Below are 26,380 nucleotides of genomic sequence, written 5' to 3' on the forward strand. Positions count from 1 at the left end.
CGTATACATTAAAGAATGCATTGTCAACAAACTGTAGTGAAAGCTGCTGTCGCGCTATGAATGCGAAACGGGAAGGAAACGGGCGAAGATGAAAAAGACCTACGATGTCGCAGTGTTCCACGGGGATGGAATTGGTCCTGAAATTATGGCTCCTACGCTTAAAATTCTGCGCCAGATCTCCGACAACAATCCCAGCTATAACCTCGTGTTCACGGACGCGCCGGCAGGCGCTTCTCACTACGCAAAAACTGGGGAATCATTTCCTCCGGGATCGCTTGAAACTGCACGCAATGCTGATGCGATTCTTCTATCTGCAATGGGTTTGCCCGATGTTCGCTATCCTGACGGAACCGAGATTTCACCGCAGATCGACCTGCGAAAACGGCTCGGGCTATTTGCAGGCGTTCGTCCAGTAAAGGTTAGCAATGGGCAAAGGACACCCCTATCACTTCCTGATGGAAAAGAGATTGATTTTGTCCTCATCCGCGAAAGCACCGAAGGGCTGTTTTTTACTCAAGGCTCGGGTGAAGTCACAGAGCACGAAGCGCGTGAAACCCTCCTGATCACCCGCGAGGTATCCGAAAAACTATTCCGTTTCGCTTTTGAACTTGCCCAAAATCGGAAAGCTTCCGGGCGAGGACAGGGGCGGGTTACATGTGTCGACAAAGCCAATGTATTCCGCGCTTTTGCATTCTTCAGATCTATGTTTGATGCTGAAGCCGCTCACCACCCCGATTTGCAAGCTGATCACGCTTATGTTGACGCTACCGCTCTTTGGATGGTCCAAAAGCCGTGGGAGTTCGATGTTCTGGTCACCGAGAACATGTTCGGAGACATCCTTTCCGATCTGGGCGCCGGTCTCATGGGTGGTCTTGGATTGGCGCCATCCGCAGATATTGGGTTGAACCACGCTGTATTCCAACCCTGCCATGGTTCCGCGCCAGACATTGCCGGACGAGATATTGCTAATCCTTTTGCGATGATCTTATCAGCGGCAATGATGCTTGAGTGGTTGGGCTTGACCCACGACCACCCTGAACTGTCCAGCGACGGTGCGCGCCTACGCGAAGCCGTGGAAAAGGTAGCAACAAACGGTCACAACCTGACGCGAGACTTGGGTGGTACAGCTGGGACGAAGGACGCCGCCGCATCGGTCATGGAAGCGTTGCGAGCATGACTACTCAAGAAGTCATCAAAGTTGCATGTGTAGGAGCGGGATACTTTAGCAAGTTCCACTATGAAAGCTGGTCGCGAATGTCTGGAGCAGTTCCGGTTGCATCCTGTAACCGCGATATTAAGAAGGCCAAAGAAACTGGACTGAAGGCTTATAATGATCTGTCGAAAATGCTGGAGCTGGAAAAACCGGACCTCGTAGACATCATTCTTCCACCAGTAGCACAGGCTGACGCGATCCGAACTGCCTTGCGCTTGGGCATCAAGTGGCTCATCTGTCAAAAACCTTTCTGCAAGTCCCTCGATGAAGCCGAGCAGGTCGTTTCAGAGGCTGAAATGGCGGAGGCAACGATTATCATACATGAGAACTTTCGCTTTCAGCCTTGGTATCGTGCGATCAAAGCGGCAATGTCCGAGGGTCGAATTGGAACGCCCCTACAAGCGACTTTCCGACTTCGCCCCGGGGATGGACAAGGGCCAAACGCATATCTTGACCGACAGCCATACTTTCAAGAAATGTCGCGTTTCTTGGTTCACGAAACAGCAGTTCACTGGGTGGACACGTTCAGGTTTTTGTTCGATGCGCCCAGCGCAGTCTACGCAGACTTGCGCCAGGTTAACCCCGCTATCGCGGGCGAGGATGCAGGTTACATTCTGTTTGATCATCCCAATGGTTTGAAAGCTCTTTTCGATGGGAACAGGTGCCTAGACCACCGCGCAGAAAATCTGCGTCAAACAATGGGCGAAGCACTCATTGAAGGCACGGAAGGATCACTGGTTCTTAGTGGCGACGGCTCGGTAGAACTTCGCAATTTTGGCAAACAGGAGCGACAGCAGATTCTACCACCCAGTGTTCATGATGGATTTGGAGGAGATTGCGTCCACGCCTTGCAAAGTCACGTTGTTTCGGGCCTTCTACGGGGCACGCCGCTGGAAAACACGGCCCGAGACTATTTGGACGTGATCCGCATCGAAGAGAAAATTTATCATTCGGCTGCGGAGGGACGAAAGGTAAAGTTGGAGACGCCGTGAAGGATCAGGACACCAAATCTCTTTCCAATACACAGCGCGCTGTAAGGGACCTGCGCCGGATGATCCTGTCCGGCGAGCTTGCAGCCGGGACTGACCACCTAGAGTCGGAACTCGCCGAAACGCTGGGAATGTCCCGCACCCCGATACGGGAAGCTGCGCTGATGTTGGAGAGTAAAGGGCTGCTGGAAATGCGGCCTCGCAAAGGTGTGCGAATACTGCCTGTTTCATCAGACGATATGCGCGAAATCTATGACATTCTCACGGAACTCGAAAGCCTCGCGGCACAGCGCGCTGCAGAAGCGGGGTATTCAGAAAGTCAACTGGCCGTACTTGCTGGGTCAATTGCGAAGATGGACCAAGCTATCGAAGCCGAAGATCTAGAAGCTTGGGCAGAGGCCGACGAGTTGTTTCATCAGGAGCTCGTTCGGTTGGGCGGCAACAAACGGGTCGAAGCCATTGTGGCAATGATGAGCGACCAGGTCCGTCGCGCGCGAGCAACGACGTTGTTCATTAGACCTCTACCCGTTAAATCCAATGAAGATCACCGGATTGTTTTTCAAGCGATTAGCGAAGGCCGTCCAGATGCCGCCCGAGAACGTCATCGAGAACACAGGCTACAAGCACAGGCTATGCTTTGTGGGATACTCGAAAAGCATCGGCTTAACAGCCTCTGATCTACTCGTGTCTGTCCATTAGGTGTCTAATTTAGAGCTTTTGAACATTGTCTTAGTCCCTCACAACTGTACCACTATTTTCGGGCACGGATGGTGTGATTGATGGCCTGGAAACGCTTTTCGGGTGAGGATGCGCTCAAGAATGGCGGAATACCATGACACGTCGTCAGCTGCTGTGTTGCTTAAAAAGTGTACGGGCCGCGCTTATCAAATTCCACATATTGGAGTAGCCTTCTCGGGTAGTGTATCTGGGTTTAAAATCGAATATGGAAAAAGTACTGGGCTTTGGCGGGTTTTTCTTCAGGGCAGACAAGCCCGTCGCCTTGGCAGAATGGTATCGTGACAATTTGGGCATTGACCTCGTACCAAACGATTATGAATCACCGTGTTGGACGCAGGAAGCAGGCGAGACTGTATTCGCCCCGTTCGAAAAAGTGACAGAGTATTTCGGGAACCAAGAAAAGGCATTTATGTTGAATTTTCGTGTTCGCGACATTGAGAAAATGATCGCACAACTCGAGTCTAAGGGTGTTGAAGTCCGCCGCGATCCAGATTCGCCTTATCCAAATGGCAAGTTTGCGTGGCTCAATGATCCGGAAGGAAACCCAATTGAACTTTGGGAACCCGCCTAGCATTCGATTAGCGTCTCGGTGTTACAAGTGGCCATCTTGCGACCTTGCGTCGTGGATCAGTTGTCGGATTTGCATGTCCTCGCGCGTCCTTGCACCATGTGAATGAAGCAAGGAGGCGAGAATGATATACGCAATCACGATTTATGGGGAGCCGGGCGTGTTCGAAGCGCTGCCCAAAGATCGCCAGAACGAAGTGATGTCAGGCCACGGCGCGTTGCAAACGGCGCTATCTGAGCGTGGGGAGTTCGTGTCGATGAAGTTGATGCCGCCGACCTCTGCCGTGATGGTCGAGCCGGCTTCGACCGAGGGCGCAGCGCCATTGATCACCGACGGCCCATTCGCCGAAACCAAGGAGAACTTCCTTGGTTTTTATGCTGCTGAATTCAAAGACCTCGATGAGGCGTTGGAATACGCAAAAATGATCTCATCCCCTGTAGCAAGGCTTGAGGTGCGACCGGTGGCCTGGGCTGGCGGTGTGATCTCGTCGGAATAGGACATGTCGGACTGGCTCGAGGCCACTTTCACTCTGCACCGACCGCGTGCGCTTGCAGCCTTGACCCGTTTGTTTCGGGATATCGATATGGCGGAAGAGGCATTTGCCGACGCCTGTCTAAAGGCTCTGACGGTTTGGCCCAAAGACGGAGCTCCGCGCGACCCGTTGGCGTGGCTACTGACGACGGCGCGCAACGCGGGTCTTGATGATTTGCGCAAATCGCAGCGCCGCGCGGCAATCCTGTCGCGCCACAGTGAGGAGTTTCAGCCAATGCCCGCCGAAACCCCGGACCCGGACGAAATGCGCGACGATGTTTTACGGCTTCTGTTCATCTGCTGCCATCCGGAACTGGAACGTCGAGATCAGATTGCCATTGCCTTGCGGGTCGTCCTGGGGTTGAGCGTGGACGAAATCGCGAGCGGTTTTCTGATCAAGCCCAAGACCATGGAACAGCGGATTACCCGAGCCAAAAAAAAGATCGCGAGCAACCCGGTTGCTTTCGAAACACCCAGCCCAGCAGAACGGGGTGCGCGATTGGGTGAGGTGTCTCTGATGGTTTACTTGATGTTCAATGAAGGGTGGTCGACCTCGGCCGGTCCAAAGCAAATCAAGCTTACCTTGTGTGAAGAGGCTATCCGTTTGGCACGTCTACTTGCGGCACTGTTTCCAGCGATGGGGGAACAGGCCGCCTTGCTGGCATTATTGCTGTTTCAACACGCGCGGCGACATGCGCGCATTGATCCAGGAGGCAAGCTTGTCGCGTTGGACGATCAGGATCGCAGTCTTTGGGATCGCGCGAACATCGCCGAAGCGACGGGTCTTTTGCAAAAGGCCCAGCGGATAGGACATCATGGTGTCTATATCATTCAGACTGCAATCGCAGCGACCCATGCCCATGCGGCCTCGGTTGATGACACAGACTGGTCATCGATTGAAAGTCACTACGCTGCCCTTTACGCATTGCAACCAACGCCTGTCGTCCGACTTAACCAGATAGCAGCGCAGGCCAGGCTGCATGGCCCGCATTATGCGCTGAAGGCGATGGAGCCTCTGAAACAGGATTTGTCTGCGTATCGCTGGTTCCACGCAATGCGCGGTGGCTTGTTGCAAGAAACGGGTGACCACCGCGCGGCGATTTCTGCGTTTGAAACCGTTATTGCACTTGGCCCTACGGCTCTCGAACGTGATGCAATTGCAGAGAAAATTGCAATCAGCCAAGAAAGTTTGCGCAGCGTGTAGGGATCGCGGTGCGTCGTGCGTCCTTGGATCAGACCCGTATGTGGCGGGCGCAACCAAGGGAGAAGCACATGAGTATTCTTGAGATGACCACTGTCGGGAACTCCGGTTGGATCGGACATTCCGGTCCCGACCAGGGCAAAGCCAAAGCCTTCTATCAAGAGGTGCTGGGCTGGACGATCAACGACATGCCCATGCAGGATGGGTCAAGCTATTCCGCCGCCGTCGTGGGAGAAACCGCGATTGGCGGATTTTCCCCGATGCCGGAAGATCACGGCAGTTGGACGATCTTTTTTACGGTTGCCGACGTGGAGGCCAGTGTCGCCAAGGCTGAGGCCAAAGGGGCCGTAGTTGTTCAGCCGGCGATGGATATGCCGGGGGTCGGCCGCATGGCCACTCTGACTGACCCGCAAGGGGCTCGGTTTGCGCTCATCACATATGAGAGCATGGCGTCTTAAGCGCGATCAAAGAGGAGGCATCACATGGAACAGTTTCCGCAGATCGCACTGGCCGTTACGGCAGTGTTTGTTTTGATGAGCATTCCGATGGCGATTGCCGTTGGTGTGCGCCGCACCAAGACGGGAATTTCTTTGCTTCACGGTGAGGATGAAAGCCTCCTGCGGCTGATGCGGGCGCATGGAAATTTCATCGAATACGTGCCGCTTGCGCTGCTGGCGCTGGCAGGGGCTGAGATTGCGGGAACTGCATCCTGGCTGGTCGCTGCCTGCGGCGGCGTGCTGCTGCTTGCCCGTCTCATTCACTATCTCAGCCTCAGCACTTCGGTGAATGGTAAGGGGCGCGCGATTGGCGCGGCGCTCACGACTATGGCAATGCTGGTGCTTGCGCTGGCAATCCTCTGGCAGCTTTGGATCGGCATCTGATGCCCGTGGATGAAACACTCAACGCCCGCATGCGAGACGCTCTGGCCGCGCATGTGGGCATTTCCGAAAAACGAATGATGGGTGGTACGTGCTTCTTTTTGAACGGCAACATGCTTTGTGGTGCGCGCCGACATCAGGATGGCGTGGGTCGGTTCATGTTCAGGGTGGGAAAGGTGAACGAGCCCACGGCATTGCAAGACCCCACGGCCTGCGCTGTAATTCACGGAACTCGCAAGCTGGGTGGTTTTGTCCGTGTGGACGAAACAGATTGCGATGACACAGCTTTGCTACGGTGGCTGCACTTGTGCCTTGAACACGCCGCGGCGCTGCCCAAGAAAGACTGAGCGGAGGATTTTATGGTCTATTTCGATTGTTTTACCGCCGAGGCAGTAGACTTCCTGAAAGAACTGAAGGCCAACAACACAAAGGACTGGTTTGCAGCGAACAAGGCGACGTATGAGACCTTCATTAAGGCACCCAGCAAACTGTTCGCCGAAGATATGGCGTTGGCGCTACGCGACCTGACCGGGCAGGATCATAGCAGTAAGATTTTTCGGATTCATCGCGATGTCCGGTTTTCCAAAGACAAGACACCCTATAACGCGCATCTGCACCTTGCGTTCCTACCGACAGGACAGGTGGTTCAGCCGCCAATGTGGTTCTTTGGGCTTTCCCCAGAAAGGCTATCGCTCGGTTGTGGGGTGTTCCAGTACGAAAAAGGGGCTTTGGGCGTTTTCCGCGATGCGATGGCGGGTCCTCTGGGCGCAGAGTTAACCCAGACCACCATAGAGATGCGGAAACAGGGTTTCCGGATCGGTGACCCAGAGTTGAAGCGCATCCCGCCCGGTTTTGACAAAGATCATCCCCATGAGGAAGCGTTGCGGCGCAAAGGCTTTGCGGTTTGGATGGATGCCATGTCCTCTAACTTTGTTCACAAACCAGACCTAACGGAACGAACGACAACCAAGCTGGCTGAACTAATGCCGGTGTTTCAATTGCTTTCCCGGATCAAGTGACCCCACCGTTGCGAACGCAGCATATGGCCGCTTTGACGAGCGCACCGCAACTTGGCCCTGGTTGGATGAACGGCAGGAATGGGCCACCCTTGTTGGTGCGGATGAGTGAACCGCTGCGGAGCCCGCCCCTCGGACCTGCGTCCGTCTTCTAGCTTCACTGGTGCAGCGAAGGTCTCTTTCGACGGGTTGCACCGCAGCGACAATAGTCAAAGTCGAACGACCGCAATGGGCCGGTGCCGATGCCATTCTATTCGTGAGTGCGCGTTTTGCCGGGGTCGTATATCGGGCTGGACACAACAGTTGCATCTGTCGCGACATCATTCCCCGAGACCCTGAGCGTGGTTCCAGCGGCGAGCGCTGTGTGGCGAGAGGCAAGGGCGGATGTGCGACTAAGTCCTGCGGTCATGGGTGTTCCTTTCTAGTACCATTCGTCCGGCAAATGGGCCTTGCGCTCGGATACAAAGTCCTCAAGCGCTGCCTGGATGCCAGGTTTCATTTCGGGTTGTTGGTAGTCGTTCAACATTTGCCGCCACCGTTGCGTGGCGCGTTGGTCTGAGGTAAGTGCGCCGTTTTCTGACCAGCTTTCGAATGACCCGGCATCAGATATCTGCGGCTCAAAATTCGCCGTTGTGTAGTGGCGTAGGGTGTGGCTGGTCGACAGGAAATTCTCGCCCGGACCCGTCTCATAGTATGCATCCCGGCCAAAGGCCTCGTCATCGGTATTGAAGCCTTGCAAGAGTTTCAGCATCGCGCCGCAATGGTCGAGGTCCATGATGAATTTCTCATACGACATCACAAGCCCGCCCTCGAGCCAGCCCGCTGCATGCCAGACCTGATGCGCACCAGAGAGCAGCGTGGACCACATCGCGCCGGTGCTGTCCTGCATGGCTTGCCCGTCCGGCGCGTTGGACGCGGTGATCTGCCCCCCGCCAGAGCGCACCGGCACGCCAAGCCTTCGGCCAAGTTGCGAAAGCGCCATCGTGGTCATGTTCGCCTCGGGCGATCCAAAGGTCAGGGCTCCTGTCCGCAGGTTCATGCTGGAGTGGAACGACCCGAAGACCACCGGACAACCGGGCCGCACCAATTGGGCAAGCGCGATGCCCGCCATCGCTTCGGCCAATGTTTGCGCCGCCACGGCGGCCGGTGAAAGCGGCCCCATAGCACCCGCGAAAATCGCAGGAGAGACGCAGACGCATTGGCCCGCCTCGGCATAAATGCGCAGGGCCGAGGACATGGTGTCATCATAGATCAGCGGCGAGTTGACGTTGATATTGGCCTGCATCACAGCGTGGCGATCCATGACGTCGCGGCCAAAGACGAGGCGTGCCATTTCGATACTGTCCCGCGCGCGGTCGGGCGCCGTCACGGACCCCATGAAAGGCTTGGTCGAGAGGGTCAGATGCGCCAACATCATGTCCAGATGCCGTTTGTTCACCGGTATGTCCGTTGGCTCGACCACCGTACCGCCGGAATGATGCAAGGCGGGCGCGCTGTAGGTCAGCTTTACGAACTTGCGGAAATCCTCCAGCGTCGCATACCGTCGTCCCTTCGCCAGATCGCTTACAAAGGGAGAGCCATATCCCGGCATCAGCACAACGTTGTTGCCGCCAAGCGTTACGGTTTTGGCCGGGTCCCGGCCATGCAACTGAAACTCAGCCGGGGCAGTTGCGCACAGGGCGCGGACGTGACCCGGCTCAAACCGCACGCACGCACCGTCAATGCGGGCGCCAGCCTCAGCAAAGTGATCCAGCGCCGTTCGATCTCCCCGAAACTCGACGCCAATATTTTCCAGAATCCAATCGGCCTGATCCTCGATCCTGGCCAACGCCGTGTCGCTCAGCAGATTGTAGGCAGGTATTTTGCGGCCCGTGAAAGGCACTGCTTCGGATGGTACGTTGTGACGGGCCAAACGGCCCCGACGCACGCGACCCTGATGCCCCGCCAATGTTGATGTATCTGCTGTCGCGTTCAAGGTATCCAACACTACTTTGTCGTTTCAAAAGCCTGGTTCAGAATGAGGGCATGAAAATAAGCCTGAAAATCGAATTTTTCTCTTCGCTGCGTTTAAAAAATTTGTACGATAGCTTATGCCAGCCCGCTTTCATCACCATGACCTGCTCAGGCTATTTGCCGAAATTGCCCGCTATTCCAGCTTTTCGACAGCCGCAGTGGCGCTCAATATGACCAAGGGCGCCATCAGTTATCAAATCAAGACGCTTGAGGCCGATTTGGGGATGGCCCTGTTCCAGCGCACTTCACGGGGCGCCACGCTCACCGGCGATGGTCTAAAGCTCCGCGCAATCTGCCAGACACGATACGAAGAGATCGAAACCGACATTCAGGCGTTGAAGGGAATATCGGCCCGCTCTCTGACCGTCGGCGTCTCGACCTATTTCGCCGCGCGTTGGCTCTCGCCACGCCTAATGTCGTTCATGCAAGACCACCCGGACGTGCAGCTTCGCATCCAACCGATGATCGAGTTTTCGACGCATGAACTGCAAGCGGTGGATCTAACAATCAGATGGGGCAACGGGACTTGGGAAGACGGCGCCGTGACACCTTTCATGCCCATGCCACCATATCCGGTTGGCAATCGGGCGGCGGCCGAACTGGTGAACCGATTGGGGATGGAACAGGCGATTTCGCATATGACCTTGCTCAGAGATCGTGACGACAGCAGCGCCTGGTCCGATTGGCTGAATGCCTCAGGGCTTCCCCCGCAAGCGAGGCGAGATGTGCTGATTGTCCCTGACCCGAATGTCCGAGTGCAGGCGGTGATCGATGGACAAGGGATTGCTTTGATGGATGATCTGGTTCAAAGCGATGTGAAGACCGGACGGTTGTTTCGTTTGTCCAGGATCGAATTGCCAGACTACGGGTATTTTTTGGTTCGACCCCACAGCGCCGCTTCGAGCGAGGCGGTGCAGTTTTTCTCAGACTGGCTTCTGGGCGAAGCCTGACAAAACTCTCCCCTGAGCAGTTCTTGGGCTTTTATTATATGCTGTATAATATTTATTTTGGGAAACCGGGAAGACGACCACTGGGCATATCATGATGGCGATGAGCTTGTCCGCTACGGCCTGTCATGTGGACAAAGTGACTTTTCGTACGGTCAGTGCTGCGTTGTCCCCAAGGTTGGTCGCGCACCTGCGGACGCCGTCCCATCAATCTTTGATTAAGCTACTATTCCACTCGGTGGCATAACGCAAAAACGCATCGTTCAACTGTTTGTCAGCGACTGTAAGCGCAGGTATCTGGTGTTGTTGAGCTTCATTGGGCGCCACAAGCAGAGCTGCTCCCTGACTCGTTCCCGTCGAGCTTTCTGTTGGGACAACAGGAGAGGAGGCTGCCACTCCGAGCATCTTAAGATACGCTGCATTCCGTGCGAACGGTCCTTCAATGATCACAGGGCCTCTATGGCCAATTAAATCAAGACAATGAGACGTCACCAATGCAAGGTAAAACCCGACTGCAGCACTCCGTTGGCCCGACCCTTTCGGCGGTTCCCCACCGACCCAATGCGTTTGGTGTCCGGCGAACGGCCCTGTCTCTGATACTACAGCAGGCAAAAGCATGCTGCAGTTGCTCAACACCTCAAGCATATCAGACGCCTTAGCCTGAACAGCCGGTCCACCAAGGGCAAGATCGTGTTCTCGCCCCCCCATAAAACGTGCTGATGGCACCGCATCGCCAAAGGCGTTGACGTTGACCAGCGTATCAAGCGCAGGATCGAGCGTGACGGGATTACCACCGACGGCCATCGCGATCACCCAGGTGCCGGTCGACACCACGCTGAAGGGAGGCTTGCGGGTGACCAGATGCGACAATAGCGAGGCATTGGAATCGTGGATGCCGCAGAAAACGGGCGTCTCCACACATAACCCCGTTCGCCGGGCGACCTCTGATGTGATGGTCCCAAGAACGTCACCGGGCTTGCGAGGCGGTGCGATCTTTTCAGCGATCCCAAGCGTTTGAGGCAAGGAAGAAAACTGATGCTGAAACGGGTTCCAAAGATCCGTGTGGCACCCCAGAGATGTCACGTCTGTAGCGAGGACGCCCGACAAGCGATGCGCCCAGAATTGCGGGTAGGTCACGATATGGAAAACCCGTTCTCGGAGCGACGGGTCATTCATAAACTGCCAATGAAGTTGCGCACCGAGATTCAAACCCATCGATAATCGGGGTGACCCAGTTTCGGCAAATGGCGGACGGATCGCATTGTACTCGCCCGCAAGATCGTCTGGACCTGTGTGTTCATAGTCAAGGATAGGGGCTGCCAGCGATCCATCCTTGGCAATGAGAGCGCCTGCTGCGCCGTGCGTTGTGATCGTGATTGCTGCGACACCGTGCTCGGTATGGAAGGATGCGAGCCCGTCCAAAATGAACTGCCAATGCCCTTCAACATCGAAATGCGGATAGGGTGGGCCGGGCAGGGCCGCATTTGGCCGCGTGATTACCGAGATCTCGGACTGGTCGGAACGCCGTACCAGCGCCAGCTTGGCATTCGTCTTGCCGATATCGATGACGGCGATGTTCCCACTGGTCATGGCATATGGAACACGGTGGTTAGAGGCACGGCAACGGGCTCGTTATTGTCGTGGGTTTCCATGATATCTGCCATATGCGCCCACCACTGCTTCATGACCTCATGGGATGGAAGATCGTCCATACCGTGGTCATCCCGACGCCAGAGAACGCCGAACAGGATATTCGTCTGCTCGTCGAGGTGGATGGAATAGTCCGTTACACCTGCCTCCTTCAGAAGTGTCACAAGTTCGGGCCATATCTCGTCATGCCGTTTCTTGTATTCGTCTTTCATACCGGGATTGAGGCGCATCTTGAACGCATACTTTTCCATCACGCCCTCCATTTTTCCCAAAGGCGCGGTAGTGCAATGACCCCGATCAGCAGAAGGCCGATAACGATGGACATTACGATGCCCGGCACGTTGAGAAGACCGAGCCCGAAGGTAACGAGGCCCATAACGAATGCCGCGATCACAACACCGGGGATCGAGCCCGAGCCTCCGAGTATGCTCACCCCGCCAAGAACCACCATAGTGACGATCTCGAGCTCCCAGCCGAAGGCGATAGACGGGCGCGTCGAGGCCAGTCTTGAAGTCAGACAAATTGCTGCCACGCCGGACATGAGCCCAGTCAGGAGGAACAGGATGAATTTTATACGAGCGGCGCGAATGCCCGAGAACTCAGCACCGATCGGATTGTTCCCGATGGCATAAACCGCCCGTCCAAAGTTCGTCTTGTGCAGAAGTACAAAGTAGATCAGTGCGATAATCGCGAACAGCACGCATTCGAAAGAAATCACCCAGAACACGTAGCCCTGTCCGAAGAAAGAGAAATCCGGCGGATAACCGCGATAGGCCTGATCCCCGAGAACGATGTAGCTGATCCCGCGAAAGAGGCTCATCGTACCGATGGTCACAACAATGGATGGTAACCTCATTTTTGTCACAAGAAATCCGTTGAACGCCCCGCAGATCAGTCCGACACACAGCCCGATCAGTACAAGCCCCGCAGTACCCACGCCGATCTGCACGGCGGCGCCCATCGCGGTGGAGGCGAGCGCAATGATTGAGGCCACGGAAAGGTCGATCTCGCCTGCTATGATCAAGAGCGCCATCGCGAAGGCGATCATCGCTTTTTCTGTGAAGTTGAACGTCATATCACTCAGGTTCCACGCGTTCAGGAAATAGGGCGATGTAAAGCTGTTCACGATGAAGATCGCGACGGCGACAGCCAGAAGCAGGGTCTCCCAGCTTTTTAGGCGTCGCTCCAGCGGCGATTGAAGACGATCAGGAATGAAGCGTGTGGTGTCGGTCATGTGGCATGCTCTGCGCGTTTGAGTATGATCCGGCCCTTCTCGCGGTTTGCCTGCGCATTGAGAGCAACCGCGATAATGATTGCGCTGCCGGAGATCGCCAGTTGCCAGAAGGGCGAGATATTCACGACCGGCAATGCGTTGCTGATGATGCCCAAAAACAACGCGCCAAGCATTGCTCCAACGACTGTGCCGATCCCGCCCATGATGGCAACTCCGCCAATCACGCAGGCGGCAACGACACTAAGTTCAAACCCCCCAGCGAGGTCGACGAAGGCGACCGCAAAACGCGACACCCACAGGTAACCGGTGAGTCCCGCCAACGCCCCTGATATCGTGAATGCCCAGAACTGAGTGCGACCCACGTCGATGCCGGCGTAAGTTGCCGCATGTGGGTTTCCACCAGCGGCGTAAAATGCCCGGCCAAGTGTGGTTCGCGACATGATGATCGAGAAAACAACAACGGCGGCGATAGCGATCCAGCTCATCAGTGGCAGCCCGAGAAGCACTGTTCGAGGGAACCCCTTGAACGGATCGCTAAACTCATGTGCGTTGATCCACTTCCCCTCGGAAAGCAGGAAGATGGTGCCGCGGAATATCGTCATCGTCCCTAGGGTGACAACGATTGGGGGGATCGCCAGCTTCCAGACAAGAACACCATTCACCATCCCGAGCAGCGCGCCAAAGACAACTGAGATGACTATGATCGCTGGTACCGGTAGCCCAGGCATAGCGACATTGATCATGGACACGACCATACCTGTGAGGGCTAGGTTGGCGGCAACACTTAAATCGATGCACCGCGTCAGGATCACGATCATCTGACCGATGGCCAATAGGATCAAAGGTGCAGTGTCATTAAACACGTTCGCAAGATTCGATGGCGCAATGAAAGCCGGGAACCGAGAGGAGATAATTATGAGAAGAAGAAGTATTGCGCCGGTCAGCAGGACTTCGCGGGACATGAGGATTTGCTTCGACATGCTTGTCCCTCCTAAATTCCCGCTGCGTATCGTACGAGCGTTTCTGGGGTCATCTTGTCGTCTGATAGTTCTGCCGCTATCCGACCTTCGCGCATCACGATAACGCGGTCGGACATGCCCAGGATTTCTGGGATTTCCGAACTGACCATAATGACCGCCAATCCCTGAGCAGCCAGCTCCGCCATGAATTCGTGAACTGCGGCCTTCGAGCCGATGTCGATGCCCTTGGTCGGCTCGTCTAGAATAATAACCTTTGGTTGGGTGGCGAGCCATTTGGCTATGACCACCTTCTGCTGGTTTCCGCCCGAGAGATTGCCAACGTCAGTGTCCAGAGAGGCCGCGCGAAGATCGAGCCTTTCGGTGTATTCGCGAGCCAGTTTGAACTCTTCGGCCAGCCTCAGAAATCCGTTCTTTGAGGTGCGGCCAAGCGAGGGCAGGGTGACGTTCTGGAAAATCGGAAGCGCAGTGATTGCGCCCTGTCGGCCGCGGTCTTCAGGCACGTAGACGATGCCCTTGCCAACGGCGTCGGCAGGCGACCTGATGACCGCGCGTTCGCCGTCGATTGTCACCTTACCTGCTGAGGGGCGAGTTATTCCAAATAGCGATTGCATGAACTCTGAACGTCCCGCGCCAACCAGGCCGTAGAAGCCCAGAATTTCTCCGCGGCGCAGAGTGAAATTGATATCGGCGAATTCGGTCGGATGTTCGTAGCCTTCTACCGCCAGTATCTGATCGCCAGCATTGTGTTCACGGTCGGGAAAGATCTGGCTGACGTCCCGGCCAACCATCAACTTGACCAGCTCTGCCTCGCGCACATCGGCGATAGCGCCGTCGCCCACCAACGCGCCGTCTCGGAAAACCGTGTAGTTGTCGGCAATGCGGAAAATTTCATCGAACTTGTGGCTGATGAAAAGGATAGCCTTGCCTTGCGCTTTCAACCCTTCGACAAGTTCATAAAGTTCTTCGATTTCCTTCTGGCTGAGCGCGGCGGTCGGCTCGTCCATTATCACCACGCGCGCGTCGATCGAAAGCGCACGGGCAATCGCCACGAGATGCTTGTTTGCAATCCCCAGGTCTTTGAGTTTCGTTCTGGGATCGATGTTGGCACCAATGGCTTCCAGGATTTCTCGAGCCTTGTCCATCATCGCAGCCGTATCGATCAGGCCGAAACGCCCGCGTGGTGCGTGGCCCAGAAACACATTTTCTGCCACCGACAATTCGTCGAATAGAACTGTCTCTTGGTGGATCGCGGTGACACCAGCGTTGCCAGCGTCCTGAGCGGTTGGGAACCGAACGGGCGAACCATCGATCTCTATCTGGCCACCATCCGGTTGATAGATGCCGGTCATAATTTTGACGACAGTCGATTTTCCAGCGCCATTCTCTCCGACTAGTGCCGTGACCCTGCCGGGGAAGAGCTCAAGCGAAACCTCAGACAAAGCCGTAACGCCCGGAAACGTCTTAGTTACCCCGTTCAGCGAAAGAACCGGTACGTTGGTTTCAGCCCTGGTGAGCGTGGGCTCGGGATCTGCTTCCATTAACATCAGGTTCGGCTAGCCATATCGGAGTAGTGCCGGCGCAACTATACCGCTGCGCCGATCTGTTTGAGGGATCAGAATATGTCTTTGAACTGATCAATATTCGACGCGTCGTAAGTGAACGGGTCTGACATTGCGGCAGAGTTCGTGTCATCCAGAGTCACCGAGCCCATGCGCCCCGTTGGAATCTCTGCACCTGGCTCGGCCGCTGCAGCACCTGAGGCCAAGGCGTGCGCAATCATCGTCGCCGAGTAGCCAAGGTCGATCGGGTTCCAGATTGCGAAGCTTTCTGTGGCGCCGGATTCGACGCAGCCTGCCATCTCGGATGGTAGCCCCAAGCCGGTAACGTTTATCTCACCGATCTTGCCCGCATCAGACACGGCCTGACAAGACGCAAGAATGCCAACGGTTGTCGGCGCGATGATGGCCTTGAGGTCCGGGTAGGATGCCATCAGGCCTTGTGCTTCGCGATAAGACTTGTCCGAGAGATCATCGCCGTAGACCGTTGCGACCAATTCAATGCCGTCGTAGTTCGGCAGGACCTCTTCTGCAGCAGCAATCCATGCGTTCTGGTTTGTGGCCGTAGCCGATGCCGACAAGATGGCCACCTGGCCGCCATCTGGCATGTGGTCAGCCGCGAGTTTGATGATTGTGTTGCCGATCAGCGGGGTCGAGGACGGGTTCAGATGCATCATCCGACCCTCTTCGTTGACGCCTGAATCCCACGATATGACCGTGATGCCACGCTGCATCGCACGTTGGAGCGCAGGAGATACGGCGTCCGGGTCGTTGGCAGAGATCGCGATGGCGTCGACGCCTTGGGCGATCAGAGAGTTTATGACTTCAATCTGGCCCTCCGCAGTGGTGTCGGTCGGACCGGTATAGATGACCTCGACATTACCGAGCTCTGCCGCTGCCTCCTCAGCACCTTCCGCAGCCGCTTCAAAAAAGCCGATACCCAGCGCCTTTACAACAAGCGCGATGCGCATGTCATCTTGTGCGTGCACAGCACTTCCCGCCAGCATGGTGGCCGCGATTGCTGTGCCACCGAAGAGTCTTCTGGTCATGCTCATGGTTAATCCTCCCTGTCGAGCGATTGTGAATGGTTCGCTTAGGTCGAACCGGTTTCAGCCGCGGCGTTCCTTTCCGCCACGATCAGTTTGATTTCGGCAGCCTCCAGCATCGCCGCAGCCCGGTCGGAGATACCCGCATCTGTAATAACGACGTCGATACGATCCAGCGGGCAAAGCACGAGGCTGGAGCGCGACTCGAATTTGCTGCTATCGACCAAAACGACCAACTCGTCCGCCTGACCCATGAGCTTTTCCTCGGCTTGGATGAGCAGGGGATCGCCCTCCATCAAACCAAGAGGGCCAATGCCCTGAGCCCCCATGAACATGCGGCGCGCGTAGAAATTGCGCGAGACATCATTTTCGAACGGAGACAGGATGATGTTCTGTTCACGGTATATCGCCCCACCGGGCAGCATGACTGTGTTCTTGGAATGCTTCAGCAGGTGCTCTGCAATCGGAAACGAATTGGTAAAGACCTGCATGCGTCGGTTGGCTAGCGGATGCACCATCTGGAACGTCGTGGTGCCCCCGTTAATAATGATCGGATCGCCATCTTCGCACAGCTCGGCTGCGGCCTGAGCAATGGACTGCTTTTCATCAATGCGAATAGCTTCGTTTACGGCAAACGTCCGTCCCGCAAGTCCGACGAATTGAGGTGGTGCGATCGCTTCGGCACCTCCACGAACACGGCGGAGCTTTTTCTCCATGTGAAGCGTAGCAATGTCCCGTCGAATGGTGGCTTCAGAGGCACCGGTCAGCCCACAAAGATCGGTGACGCTGGCGAATGGGCGGTCCTGAACCGCCGACAAGATTACAGTATGACGCTCAGTTTCGTGCAATTGTGCCTCCCTTGGCCCAGCACGATGTCCAGATTCGCATAACCTGTCAATCATTTTCACTCATAATCAATCATGCTGCAATGCAGAATGATTGATTATGATCGTTTTTGATTGACAAAATGACACAACCTCCGCACCCTCGCTTGCAACGCACATCCTGAATTTGGACGCAGCCGGAGGGTCAGATGTTGAAGACCGTTGAAAAACAACCCCTTGAGAATCTCTGGGAAGACAGTGCTGCAGCAAAGATGAGCGAGTCGGAGAAGCTTCTTTATCGCTCCAATCTTCTTGGATCGGACAAACGCATCACCAACTACGGCGGCGGCAATACGTCAGCCAAGGCAATGGAGCGCGATCCATTGACAGGCGAGGATGTCGAAGTCCTTTGGGTCAAAGGCTCGGGCGGCGATATTGGTTCTATCAAAATGGACGGGTTCGCGACGCTCTACATGGAAAAGCTGCTTGCCTTAAAGGGTCTTTACCGCGGCGTTGAGTTTGAGGACGAGATGGTCGGCTATCTCCCACATTGCACGTTCAAACTAAACCCACGCGCGGCCTCCATCGACACCCCGCTCCATGCCTATGTCAAGAAGAAACATGTCGACCACCTCCACCCGGACGCCATCATCGCGATCGCGGCTTCAAAGAACTCGAAAGAGCTAACGCATGAAATTTTCGGCGGCGAGATTGGCTGGCTTCCGTGGAAGCGCCCGGGCTTTGAACTGGGCTTATGGCTTGAGGATTTCTGCAAAAGAAACCCAGAGGCCAAGGGCGTCGTTCTTGAGTCACACGGGCTCTTCACTTGGGCGGACGACGCCAAGGAATGCTATGAGCTTTCGCTTGCGATCATTCAGAAAGCAATGGACTGGTTCGAGGCGAAGACAGCTGATGTCGCGGCTTTTGGCGGAGCTGTTCACGAAAGCCTTTCTCCAGCCAATCGTCGCGCCGTTGTCGCGCGTCTTATGCCAGCGATCCGTGGGATGGTTTCAGGCAAACAGCACATGGTCGGCCATTTCGATGATAGCGACGCCGTCCTCGAATTCGTCAACGCAAAGCACATTCGTCCCCTCGCAGCACTTGGTACGTCTTGCCCGGACCACTTCTTAAGGACAAAAATCCGACCGCTGGTCGTGGATTTCGATCCGGCCAAGAACAATATCGATGCCGTGTTGGAAGGGCTGCCCGGACAGGTTTCTGCATATCGCGAAGACTACGCCGCCTACTATGAGCGCTGTAAACACGACGATAGTCCTGCGATCCGAGACCCAAACGCCGTTGTTTATCTTATCCCCGGCGTCGGCATGATCACATTTGCCAAGGACAAAGCCACCGCGCGCATTTCGGGCGAGTTCTATATCAATGCTATCAACGTGATGCGTGGTGCTTCTTCTGTCAGCGAATATGTTGGCCTGCCTGAACAGGAGGCCTTCGACATCGAATACTGGCTTCTGGAAGAGGCCAAACTTCAGCGTATGCCCAAACCAAAATCGCTTGCCGGGCGCATCGCACTTGTCACTGGTGGCGCTGGCGGAATTGGCGCGGCAACGGCTGAAAGGTACCTTTCAGAAGGCGCGTGCGTAGTGCTGGCCGACATTGATGCGGACGTTCTTGGAGCCGTCGCGGACAACCTGAAATCCCGTTATTCGGATGATGTTGTTCACAGCGTCAGGATGGACGTAACCGATGAGAATGGCGTCTTTGCCGCCTTCGCTGAGACAGCCGTTGAGTTTGGCGGCATCGATATTCTTGTTTCAAACGCGGGTATCGCCTCGTCGGCGCCAGTCGAGGAAACTACGCTCGCGCTGTGGAATAAGAATATGGATGTTTTGTCCACTGGCTACTTCCTCGTCAGTCGCGAAGCGTTCAAGATCCTGCGCACCCAAGGCATTGGAGGTTCGATCGTCTTCGTCGGCTCAAAGAACGGACTTGCAGCCAGCCCCAACGCCTCGGCCTACTGTACGGCCAAGGCATCCGAACTTCACCTCGCCCGATGCCTAGCGCTAGAGGGGGCGGAGGCAGGCATACGCGTCAACGTCGTAAACCCTGATGCGGTCCTTCGTGGGTCTCGCATCTGGGAGGGCGAGTGGCTCGACCAACGCGCATCGACCTATGGAACCGACAAAGACGGCCTTGAAGAAATGTATCGCCAACGTTCGATGCTAAAGCGCTCGGTTTTGCCGGAGGACATCGCTGAGGCCGCCTATTTCTTTGCCTCTGACAAGTCTGCAAAATCGACTGGTAACATAGTCAATGTAGACGCGGGTAACGTTCAGGCCTTCACCCGTTAAGAGAGGAAGCCCATGACCTACGACAGCGCGAAGGCGGTTTTTGCAGAATGGGGCGTTGATACCGAGGCAGCCCTCGATCGACTTGCTACGATTCCAATCTCGATGCACTGCTGGCAAGGTGACGACGTGATGGGCTTTGAAAAACGAAGCGGCACTTCGGGCGGTGGCATTCAAGCGACCGGCAACCATCCGGGCCGCGCTCGAACACCGGATGAACTCCGTGCTGACCTTGAATTCGCCTATCGTCAGATCCCCGGCACACACAGGCTCAACCTGCACGCTATTTACCTCGACACAGACGAGACGCCCGATCGGGACGAAATCGAATACCATCACTTCGCACCATGGATCGATTGGGCCAAGGATCAGGCGATTGGCATCGATTTCAATCCGACTTTTTTTGCGCATGCGAAGGCCGACGACAATCTGACCCTCAGCCACCCTGACAAGGGCATCCGCGATTTCTGGATCGAACACGGCCGCCGTACGCGCGACATCGCAGCAAAGATTGGTGAAAAGCTTGGTTCGTCAGCCGTCAACAACATCTGGGTGCCAGACGGTTACAAAGATACACCAGTGGACCGCATGGCGGCACGCGCACGGCTTGAGGCCTCGCTTGATGCCATGCGTGCCGAAACCCAGGACCCGGCTCAGATGGTCGATGCGGTCGAGAGCAAGCTTTTTGGTATCGGTGTCGAGGCCTGCACCGTTGGCAGCCACGAGTTCTACATGGGTTACGCGATCCGCAAGGGAACGCTTCTGTGCCTCGACATGGGGCATTTCCATCCCACCGAGAGCATCGCCGACAAACTGAGTTCCGTGGCGCTCTCGCTTGACGAAATCCTCCTCCACGTCTCACGCCCCATGCGTTGGGACAGCGATCACGTGATCCTGCTGAATGACGACATTCAGGCGATGGCGAACGAGCTCGTGTTCGCCGACCTGCTTGACAGGACACGCATCGGGCTGGATTTCTTTGATGCTACGATCAGCAGAACGGCCGCTTGGGTGATCGGGACACGGAACATGCAAAAGGCACTCTTGCGATCTCTGCTTATGCCGCTAACAGAACTTAAAAGCGCAGAAGCTACGCTGGACTTCACAAAGCGTCTCATTTTCACCGAAGAGCTTAAAGACCTGCCCTATGGGGTAGTCTGGCAGGAGTTCTGCGAAAGGCATGACGTGCCTTGGGGCCTTGCTCTTTCAGGCTCGCTGGACGCCTATCAGGCGAGCGTGAGCGGACGCGGATAAATCATCTAAGCTTATAGGTGGCTTTGTTCGCATCATGTAACTTCAGCCACCCTATTATTTTGCGCTTGCACTGAGCGGCTGGTTCGACAGGCCGCTACGAGAAGGTCCGTACTCAGAGATTTAGCACCGCGCGATCCATGTCGACACGACGCTCCGCCATAATTTCTTCCAGATCCCGCTAGAAGATAGGGTGCAAGATCACGTTCTTTGGAAAATGGGCGCCTCTGAATGAGATCGTCACGGCCGGTTCCTGTCACGTTTAGTGCGCGTTACCAGAACTGCTTTCGATCTCACAGGTGGTGCAAAGATTGCAACAGAACCTGCGATCCCGATAACCCTGATAAAAGTCACAGCTATGTTGAGAGTTCAACGCAGCATTCTTTCAGCGATTTCTTCGAGTAGGGCATACAGCTCGAAATCTCCGCCTTTCTCTGCAAGCCCTTTGTCACGCAGAATGAAGGATAGCCCGTGCACAAAGCTCCACAATAAGAACCCTCGTCTACGTACCTCGTCAGTGATCCCCGGTTCTCCGAGACATTTTGCAACCTCGGTCAAAAGAATCCCAAAGCTTTGTTGGCCGCTTTCTTCAAGTCGGGGATCTGCGATGCGATCCGTAAAGCCACCAAATTTCAGCCTGAAAATTCCCGGCTCGTTGAGGGCGAAAGCAACATACTCCATCCCAATTGCGGTGATGCGCTCGGTCGATCCTTCAGGAACGCCTTCCAGTGCGGAAAGCATTTTATTGCGGTGACGCACCATGCCTTCAAGAACAGTCGCAACGAGCATTTCTGTCTTGTCTTTGAAGTGCTTGTAAGGGGCCGCCGTCGAAACGCCCGCCCGTCTGCACGCCTCGGATACGGAAAAACTATCCGGACCTTTTTCTTCAACCAGCTGTCGGGTTGCCTCGATCAATGCAGCGCGTAGATCGCCGTGATGATAGGCTTTCTTGCTAACAGCATGACCGGTCGCCTGGCTGATTGAAGGGTGAATTTTTTCTGTGCTGCTCATGATCCAACATGTGCCAGATCACGTATCTCTTGTCAAAGTAAGAACTTCTAACATATGTTAGAGATGCTAACTTGATGAGGTCCCCAAATGCCGAATCCTGCAAATTCATCTACTGAAGCGACCAAACCGAGCCTATTTGCACGTGTGTTCCGCGGCACCGTGCGTTTGGGAGTGACCGTCAGCTTTATGGCCGTTGCAGCGGCTGCAGTTTACTTCGGTGCGTCCGAGCTCACACGCCGGGCAGATGCTGTTCCTTCACCGGACGCTGCGGCAGTGACGCCGGTCTCGGCTACGCCAATCACGTCGGAGAGCGCCTATACAGTCGACCGTGTGTTCATCGGTCAGGTCGAACCACAGCGTTCGGCAGATATTTCATTCGAACTGAATGGGACGCTTGATCAGATTCTGGTGGACGAGGGTGACGAGGTTGCCAAGGGCCAACTTCTGGCGACGCTGGACACTGCTCTGTTGGAGGTCGAACGTGAGCGTCTGACCGCATCACGCGATGCCATTTCAGCCCAGCTCGCGTTTGCCAAGAAAACGGTTGAGCGAAACGCCAAACTCATCGAACAGGGATTTACCAGCCAAGCTCGACTGGACGAAGCAGTTTCCCTGCAAGACGAATTGTTGTCCAGAATTGGTGAACTGGATGCGGCCATGCGTGATGTGACCGTTCGGATCGAGAAATCCAGTATCGAGGCCCCATTTGCCGGTCAAATAACCGCGCGACACGTGGACGGAGGTGAAACTCTGCGATCGGGTGAGCTGGTTCTGGGAATGGTCGAGGTCGTGTCCCCGCAGGTTCGGATCGGTATCCCTCTCGATGTTGATCCGGAGCTGTTGACTGATGTTGAGATCGAAATAGCAGGTCAAAGCTATCGCGCCGAGCTTGCAACTTTGCGGCCCGACATTGACCCGGTGACCCGAACCCGAACCGCGCTGTTCGATCTGAAGAACGCGCCAGACGTTGCTTTCGGACAAACCGCACGTGTTCATGTACTGGATCCCGTCCAGAGTGCGGGGACCTGGGTGCCCACGACATCGTTGAAGGAAGGTACGCGTGGGCAATGGACACTTCTGGTTGCTGACGCACAGAAGATTGTACGCCTGGCAACGGTCGAAGTTCTGCACGCTGAAGATGACCGCGTTTTCGTACGCGGCGCGTTTCCAGAAGGCACTGTTCTGATCGACCAAGGGCCACAGCGCGTTACCGTTGGCCAGCGCGTCGCCTTCAACACGGGCGAGTAACGGAGCGATTTGATGGAAACCCTTACTTTTCGCCAACCCCGACTGGTTGCTCTTATCATTTTGGTGCTTGTGTCTGCAGGCCTGTCTTCGTTCTTATCGTTGGGCCGGCAGGAAGACCCAACGATTACCAACCTCTTCGCAACCGTGACGACGCAGTTCCCGGGTGCAGACCCGGAGCGGGTCGAGGCGCTGGTTACCGCAGAAATCGAGGAAGAACTGCGGAAAATCTCCGAAGTGGATGAGATCAGTTCTGTCTCACGCTCGGGCGTGTCGGTTGTTTCGGTCGAGTTGTTGGAAACGCTGGATGAAGCCACCATTGAGCAGGTTTGGGCCGAGGCTCGGGATGCCGTTGAAGATGCGCGCCAGAACTTTCCGGCAGGAGTATTGCCGCCAGAGTTTGATGCCGAGGGTATTGCTGCCTATTCCGCTGTCATTGCAGTTGCGGCCGAGGACCCCGACTTTCCGTTAACTTTGCTGTCTCGTCATGCCGAAGCATTGGGTGACAGATTGCGCGCGATACCTGCGACACGAGCAGTGGACTATTTCGGGCAGCCGGATGAAGAGGTGCTTGTAAGCGTCGATATGGATAAGGCTGCTGCGCTTGGGCTTAGCGCGGCCGAGATATCCCAGCGGATCGCAGAAGCAGATGGCAAGGTTCAGTCTGGGCGGTTGCAGTCCGATGTCGACCTGACCATCGGCATCAGCGGGGAGATTGAGACTTTGGACCGCATTCGAAGCATCGTCCTGCGTGAAAACGCAGACGGTGCCGTGGTGCAGCTTGGAGATATTGCCAGCGTAGACCGGGGTGGGCGCGAACCGCAGTCCTCAATCGCGTTTGCCAACGGAAAACCTTCGGTTCTGGTGGGGGTTCTGGCGCAGGATGGCGTGCAGATCGACCGCTGGACTGGTTTTCTTCGGGATGAGCTTGCGGCAGGCGCCGCATCGGTACCTCTGGGCATACAGGAAATACTTCTGTTTGATCAAAGCCAGTATACGACGGATCGTTTGTCAGAGGTCGGGATTAACATGGCAATTGGCGTGGCGCTGGTGGTGTCTGTTTTGTTCATAACCTTGGGGGTTCGGGCCGCTGCGATTGTGGCGTTGGTACTGCCTGTCGTCTCATTGGCAACTCTGGCGACGATGAACATGATTGGATTGCCCATTCATCAGATGTCCGTGACGGGCCTGATTGTTGCACTCGGTCTGCTCGTTGACGCAGCCATCGTAATGACCGATGAGATTCGACGCCGTCTGCAGGATGGGATGGAGCGACTTGCAGCCGTGCGAGACGCTGTTCGCCGGTTGGCCGCGCCGTTACTGGCATCGACTGTCACAACGGCGCTCGCCTTCACGCCGATGATCTTGCTGCCGGGGCCCGCAGGCGACTTTGTCGGTGCCATCGCGATCGCTGTGGTGCTTATGCTTGTCTGGTCCCTAGTCGTGGCCTTGACGGTGACTCCGGCGATTGCGGGCTGGGTACTGTCCGATCGCCCAGATGCAGGAATGCTGAGCCGTGGTATCAGCATTCCGCCGCTTGCCCGTATGTTCGAGGCCTCAATCCGATTGTCCGTTGCCAACCCAGTGCGATCCATCGCGTTGGCGTTGGTCTTGCCCGTGCTTGGCTTTGCGGCCTTTCCAACGCTGACCGCGCAATTCTTCCCGGGCGTCGACCGAAACCAATTCTATATTGAAGTTGACATGCCGGGTGGAACATCAATTGCCACCACCGAAGCAACCGCCCGTCAGATCGATGAAATGCTGCTGGCTGATGACGGCGTTAAAAGTGTCTACTGGACGGTCGGAGAATCCGGCCCTGCATTCTACTACAATATCGTTGGCAACCGTTCACGCGAACCCGGGTTTGCACAGGCCATGATCACGACCGACACGGCTGACGACGCAGCCCGCCTTGTCGGAGCCCTGCAGGGTCGTCTGGATACCGACTTTCCTGACGCGCAGATTATAGTTCGCAATCTTGTGCAGGGCCCTCCGGTTGCGGCACCGGTTGAGGTCAAAATTCAGGGGCAGGACATCACGGTTCTGCGTAATCTGGGCGACGAGGTGAGGTCAGTTATGGCCAATCTCGATTTGGTGACGCAAGCACGCGCCAGTGTGAACGGTGGCAACCCTCAAATCCGGTTCGAGATTGATGAGGTCAAAGCCCGTCTGCTGGGATTGGACGTGGCAGATATAGCGGGTCAGTTGGACACGGCGCTTGTTGGCATAACCGGCGGATCACTGATCGAAGGGACCGAGCAGTTGCCGGTGCGTGTTCGTTTGGGTGACGAGGTGCGATCAGACCTAAGCGCCATTGTCAGTATGCCCATTCTCCTGCCGAACGCTGCCGCCATATCCGCGACCGGGGTGTTCCCCGCTGTACCTTTGTCGGAACTCGCCAGACCGGTTATCGAACCTGCAGAGAGCGTCATAACCCGCACGGATGGCGTACGCGAGAACACCATACAGGCGTTTATCGTGCCCGGTGTTTTACCCGAAGAGGCTTTGCAGGACGTTCTAGTAGCGCTTGATGCATCGGGGTTTGCGTTGCCGCAAGGGTATTCGATGTCCTTGGGCGGCGACAGCGATGCCCGATCCAACACTGTGGGGAATTTGCTTGCCTCTGTCGGGTTGATTGTCACGCTCTCCATCGCGACCATTGTTCTGACCTTCAACTCGTTCCGGCTGACCCTTGTGACTTTGGTTGTGTGCGTGTTGTCTGCCGGCCTTTCAATGCTGTCACTGGCCGTCATGCAATTCCCGTTTGGTATAACTGCAATTATCGGAGTCATCGGTTCAATTGGGGTTTCGATCAACGCGGCGATCATTATCCTAACCGGGTTGCAACAAGACGATCAGGCCAGCCAGGGTGATCGGGCGGCGATGGCGCGCGTTGTTACTGGTTCCAGCCGACACATCATCTCGACAACAATCACGACTTTCGGTGGCTTCCTGCCCCTTATCTTAGGAGGAGGAGCTTTTTGGCCTCCGTTTGCAGTGGCGATCGCCGGTGGTGTTCTGTTGTCGACAGTAGTGTCGTTCTACTTCACCCCGCCTGTATTCGCGTTGGTGTATCGTGGCAAATTCAAAAATCGGCGGGTAGCCAACCAACAACCCTCTGACCCCAACAATCCAGTTGTTGCGCTCGCGGCGGAATGAGGGTCCTCTTTTCCCCTAGCA

At 55.8% G+C, this 26,380-nt stretch carries 25 protein-coding genes and 1 pseudogene; 15 read left to right on the top strand and 11 right to left on the bottom strand.

Annotated elements, in window-relative coordinates; translation table 11 throughout:
- The first annotated feature begins 88 nt into the window (after positions 1–88).
- The 10 genes from ABLN87_RS09535 (at position 89) to ABLN87_RS09580 (ending at position 7,137) form a co-directional block, all read left to right on the top strand.
- The gene (locus tag ABLN87_RS09535) at positions 89–1,177 is read left to right on the top strand and encodes an isocitrate/isopropylmalate dehydrogenase family protein (RefSeq protein WP_353009458.1); all 1,089 of its coding nucleotides are present in this window, start codon (positions 89–91) and stop codon (positions 1,175–1,177) included.
- Positions 1,174–2,205 (top strand): Gfo/Idh/MocA family protein, encoded by a 1,032-nt coding sequence (locus ABLN87_RS09540; RefSeq protein ID WP_353009460.1) that lies wholly within the window; start codon positions 1,174–1,176, stop codon positions 2,203–2,205. The genes ABLN87_RS09535 and ABLN87_RS09540 overlap by 4 nt, the downstream gene beginning before the upstream one ends.
- Positions 2,202–2,879 carry a GntR family transcriptional regulator gene (locus ABLN87_RS09545; protein ID WP_353009462.1) on the top strand — a complete coding sequence of 226 codons (678 nt, stop codon included), beginning with the start codon at positions 2,202–2,204 and terminating at the stop codon, positions 2,877–2,879. Before ABLN87_RS09540 ends, ABLN87_RS09545 begins: the two co-directional genes overlap by 4 nt.
- Positions 2,880–3,145: 266 nt before the next feature.
- Entirely contained in the window at positions 3,146–3,511 is a 366-nt protein-coding gene (locus tag ABLN87_RS09550) for a VOC family protein (protein ID WP_353009464.1), read from the top strand.
- Between the two features lie 121 nt (positions 3,512–3,632).
- Positions 3,633–4,004 (top strand): YciI family protein, encoded by a 372-nt coding sequence (locus ABLN87_RS09555; RefSeq protein WP_353009466.1) that lies wholly within the window; start codon positions 3,633–3,635, stop codon positions 4,002–4,004.
- Positions 4,005–4,007: 3 nt separating this feature from the next.
- The gene (locus ABLN87_RS09560; protein WP_353009469.1) at positions 4,008–5,243 is read left to right on the top strand and encodes an RNA polymerase sigma factor; all 1,236 of its coding nucleotides are present in this window, start codon (positions 4,008–4,010) and stop codon (positions 5,241–5,243) included.
- Positions 5,244–5,311: 68 nt separating this feature from the next.
- Positions 5,312–5,698, top strand: coding sequence for a VOC family protein (locus ABLN87_RS09565; protein WP_353009470.1), 387 nt, complete (start codon positions 5,312–5,314; stop codon positions 5,696–5,698).
- Between the two features lie 24 nt (positions 5,699–5,722).
- Positions 5,723–6,121, top strand: coding sequence for an MAPEG family protein (locus ABLN87_RS09570; RefSeq protein ID WP_353009471.1), 399 nt, complete (start codon positions 5,723–5,725; stop codon positions 6,119–6,121).
- Positions 6,121–6,465, top strand: a complete 345-nt coding sequence (locus tag ABLN87_RS09575) for a TfoX/Sxy family protein (RefSeq protein ID WP_353009474.1) — start codon at positions 6,121–6,123, stop codon at positions 6,463–6,465. The genes ABLN87_RS09570 and ABLN87_RS09575 overlap by 1 nt, the downstream gene beginning before the upstream one ends.
- Before the next feature lie 12 nt (positions 6,466–6,477).
- The gene (locus ABLN87_RS09580) at positions 6,478–7,137 is read left to right on the top strand and encodes a DUF2461 domain-containing protein (RefSeq protein ID WP_353009476.1); all 660 of its coding nucleotides are present in this window, start codon (positions 6,478–6,480) and stop codon (positions 7,135–7,137) included.
- Positions 7,138–7,384: 247 nt separating this feature from the next.
- Here ABLN87_RS09580 and ABLN87_RS09585 read toward each other — a convergent pair whose 3' ends face one another.
- Entirely contained in the window at positions 7,385–7,543 is a 159-nt protein-coding gene (locus ABLN87_RS09585) for a hypothetical protein (protein WP_353009477.1), read from the bottom strand.
- Between the two features lie 12 nt (positions 7,544–7,555).
- Positions 7,556–9,121: a trimethylamine methyltransferase family protein gene (locus ABLN87_RS09590; RefSeq protein WP_353009479.1), complete on the bottom strand. Its 1,566-nt coding sequence runs from the start codon at positions 9,119–9,121 to the stop codon at positions 7,556–7,558.
- Between the two features lie 103 nt (positions 9,122–9,224).
- Between ABLN87_RS09590 and ABLN87_RS09595 the strand changes: the two genes are divergently transcribed.
- Entirely contained in the window at positions 9,225–10,097 is an 873-nt protein-coding gene (locus ABLN87_RS09595) for a LysR substrate-binding domain-containing protein (protein ID WP_353009481.1), read from the top strand.
- Between the two features lie 204 nt (positions 10,098–10,301).
- Here ABLN87_RS09595 and ABLN87_RS09600 read toward each other — a convergent pair whose 3' ends face one another.
- The 7 genes from ABLN87_RS09600 to ABLN87_RS09630 form a co-directional block, all read right to left on the bottom strand.
- On the bottom strand, positions 10,302–11,684 hold the full coding sequence (locus tag ABLN87_RS09600) for an FGGY-family carbohydrate kinase (protein ID WP_353009484.1): 1,383 nt from the start codon (positions 11,682–11,684) through the stop codon (positions 10,302–10,304).
- On the bottom strand, positions 11,681–11,995 hold the full coding sequence (rhaM, locus tag ABLN87_RS09605) for an L-rhamnose mutarotase (RefSeq protein WP_353009486.1): 315 nt from the start codon (positions 11,993–11,995) through the stop codon (positions 11,681–11,683). Before rhaM ends, ABLN87_RS09600 begins: the two co-directional genes overlap by 4 nt.
- The gene (locus tag ABLN87_RS09610; protein WP_353009487.1) at positions 11,995–12,978 is read right to left on the bottom strand and encodes an ABC transporter permease; all 984 of its coding nucleotides are present in this window, start codon (positions 12,976–12,978) and stop codon (positions 11,995–11,997) included. The genes rhaM and ABLN87_RS09610 overlap by 1 nt, the downstream gene beginning before the upstream one ends.
- A complete protein-coding gene (locus ABLN87_RS09615) occupies positions 12,975–13,958 on the bottom strand; it encodes an ABC transporter permease (protein ID WP_353009489.1) in 984 nt (327 codons plus the stop codon). Before ABLN87_RS09615 ends, ABLN87_RS09610 begins: the two co-directional genes overlap by 4 nt.
- Before the next feature lie 11 nt (positions 13,959–13,969).
- The gene (locus ABLN87_RS09620; RefSeq protein ID WP_353009492.1) at positions 13,970–15,502 is read right to left on the bottom strand and encodes a sugar ABC transporter ATP-binding protein; all 1,533 of its coding nucleotides are present in this window, start codon (positions 15,500–15,502) and stop codon (positions 13,970–13,972) included.
- 68 nt (positions 15,503–15,570) lie between these two features.
- A complete protein-coding gene (rhaS, locus tag ABLN87_RS09625; RefSeq protein WP_353009494.1) occupies positions 15,571–16,569 on the bottom strand; it encodes a rhamnose ABC transporter substrate-binding protein in 999 nt (332 codons plus the stop codon).
- 38 nt (positions 16,570–16,607) lie between these two features.
- The gene (locus tag ABLN87_RS09630) at positions 16,608–17,408 is read right to left on the bottom strand and encodes a DeoR/GlpR family DNA-binding transcription regulator (protein ID WP_353009496.1); all 801 of its coding nucleotides are present in this window, start codon (positions 17,406–17,408) and stop codon (positions 16,608–16,610) included.
- 185 nt (positions 17,409–17,593) lie between these two features.
- Between ABLN87_RS09630 and ABLN87_RS09635 the strand changes: the two genes are divergently transcribed.
- Together ABLN87_RS09635 and ABLN87_RS09640 are read left to right on the top strand one after the other, a co-directional pair.
- Positions 17,594–19,696, top strand: coding sequence for a bifunctional rhamnulose-1-phosphate aldolase/short-chain dehydrogenase (locus ABLN87_RS09635; protein WP_353009498.1), 2,103 nt, complete (start codon positions 17,594–17,596; stop codon positions 19,694–19,696).
- 12 nt (positions 19,697–19,708) lie between these two features.
- Positions 19,709–20,947, top strand: a complete 1,239-nt coding sequence (locus tag ABLN87_RS09640) for an L-rhamnose isomerase (protein WP_353009500.1) — start codon at positions 19,709–19,711, stop codon at positions 20,945–20,947.
- A 118-nt stretch (positions 20,948–21,065) separates the two neighbouring features.
- Here ABLN87_RS09640 and ABLN87_RS09645 read toward each other — a convergent pair.
- Together ABLN87_RS09645 and ABLN87_RS09650 are read right to left on the bottom strand one after the other, a co-directional pair.
- Positions 21,066–21,188: pseudogene (locus tag ABLN87_RS09645) on the bottom strand (IS6 family transposase); the annotation flags it as partial.
- A 125-nt stretch (positions 21,189–21,313) separates the two neighbouring features.
- Complete coding sequence (locus ABLN87_RS09650; RefSeq protein ID WP_353009502.1) at positions 21,314–21,955, bottom strand: TetR/AcrR family transcriptional regulator; 642 nt, start codon at positions 21,953–21,955, stop codon at positions 21,314–21,316.
- Positions 21,956–22,042: 87 nt separating this feature from the next.
- Between ABLN87_RS09650 and ABLN87_RS09655 the strand changes: the two genes are divergently transcribed.
- The gene (locus ABLN87_RS09655; protein ID WP_353009503.1) at positions 22,043–23,203 is read left to right on the top strand and encodes an efflux RND transporter periplasmic adaptor subunit; all 1,161 of its coding nucleotides are present in this window, start codon (positions 22,043–22,045) and stop codon (positions 23,201–23,203) included.
- 12 nt (positions 23,204–23,215) lie between these two features.
- Positions 23,216–26,359: an efflux RND transporter permease subunit gene (locus ABLN87_RS09660; protein WP_353009505.1), complete on the top strand. Its 3,144-nt coding sequence runs from the start codon at positions 23,216–23,218 to the stop codon at positions 26,357–26,359.
- Positions 26,360–26,380 lie beyond the last annotated feature (21 nt).

This window comes from Ruegeria sp. SCP10 (genome assembly GCF_040329495.1).
Lineage (GTDB): Bacteria > Pseudomonadota > Alphaproteobacteria > Rhodobacterales > Rhodobacteraceae > Ruegeria.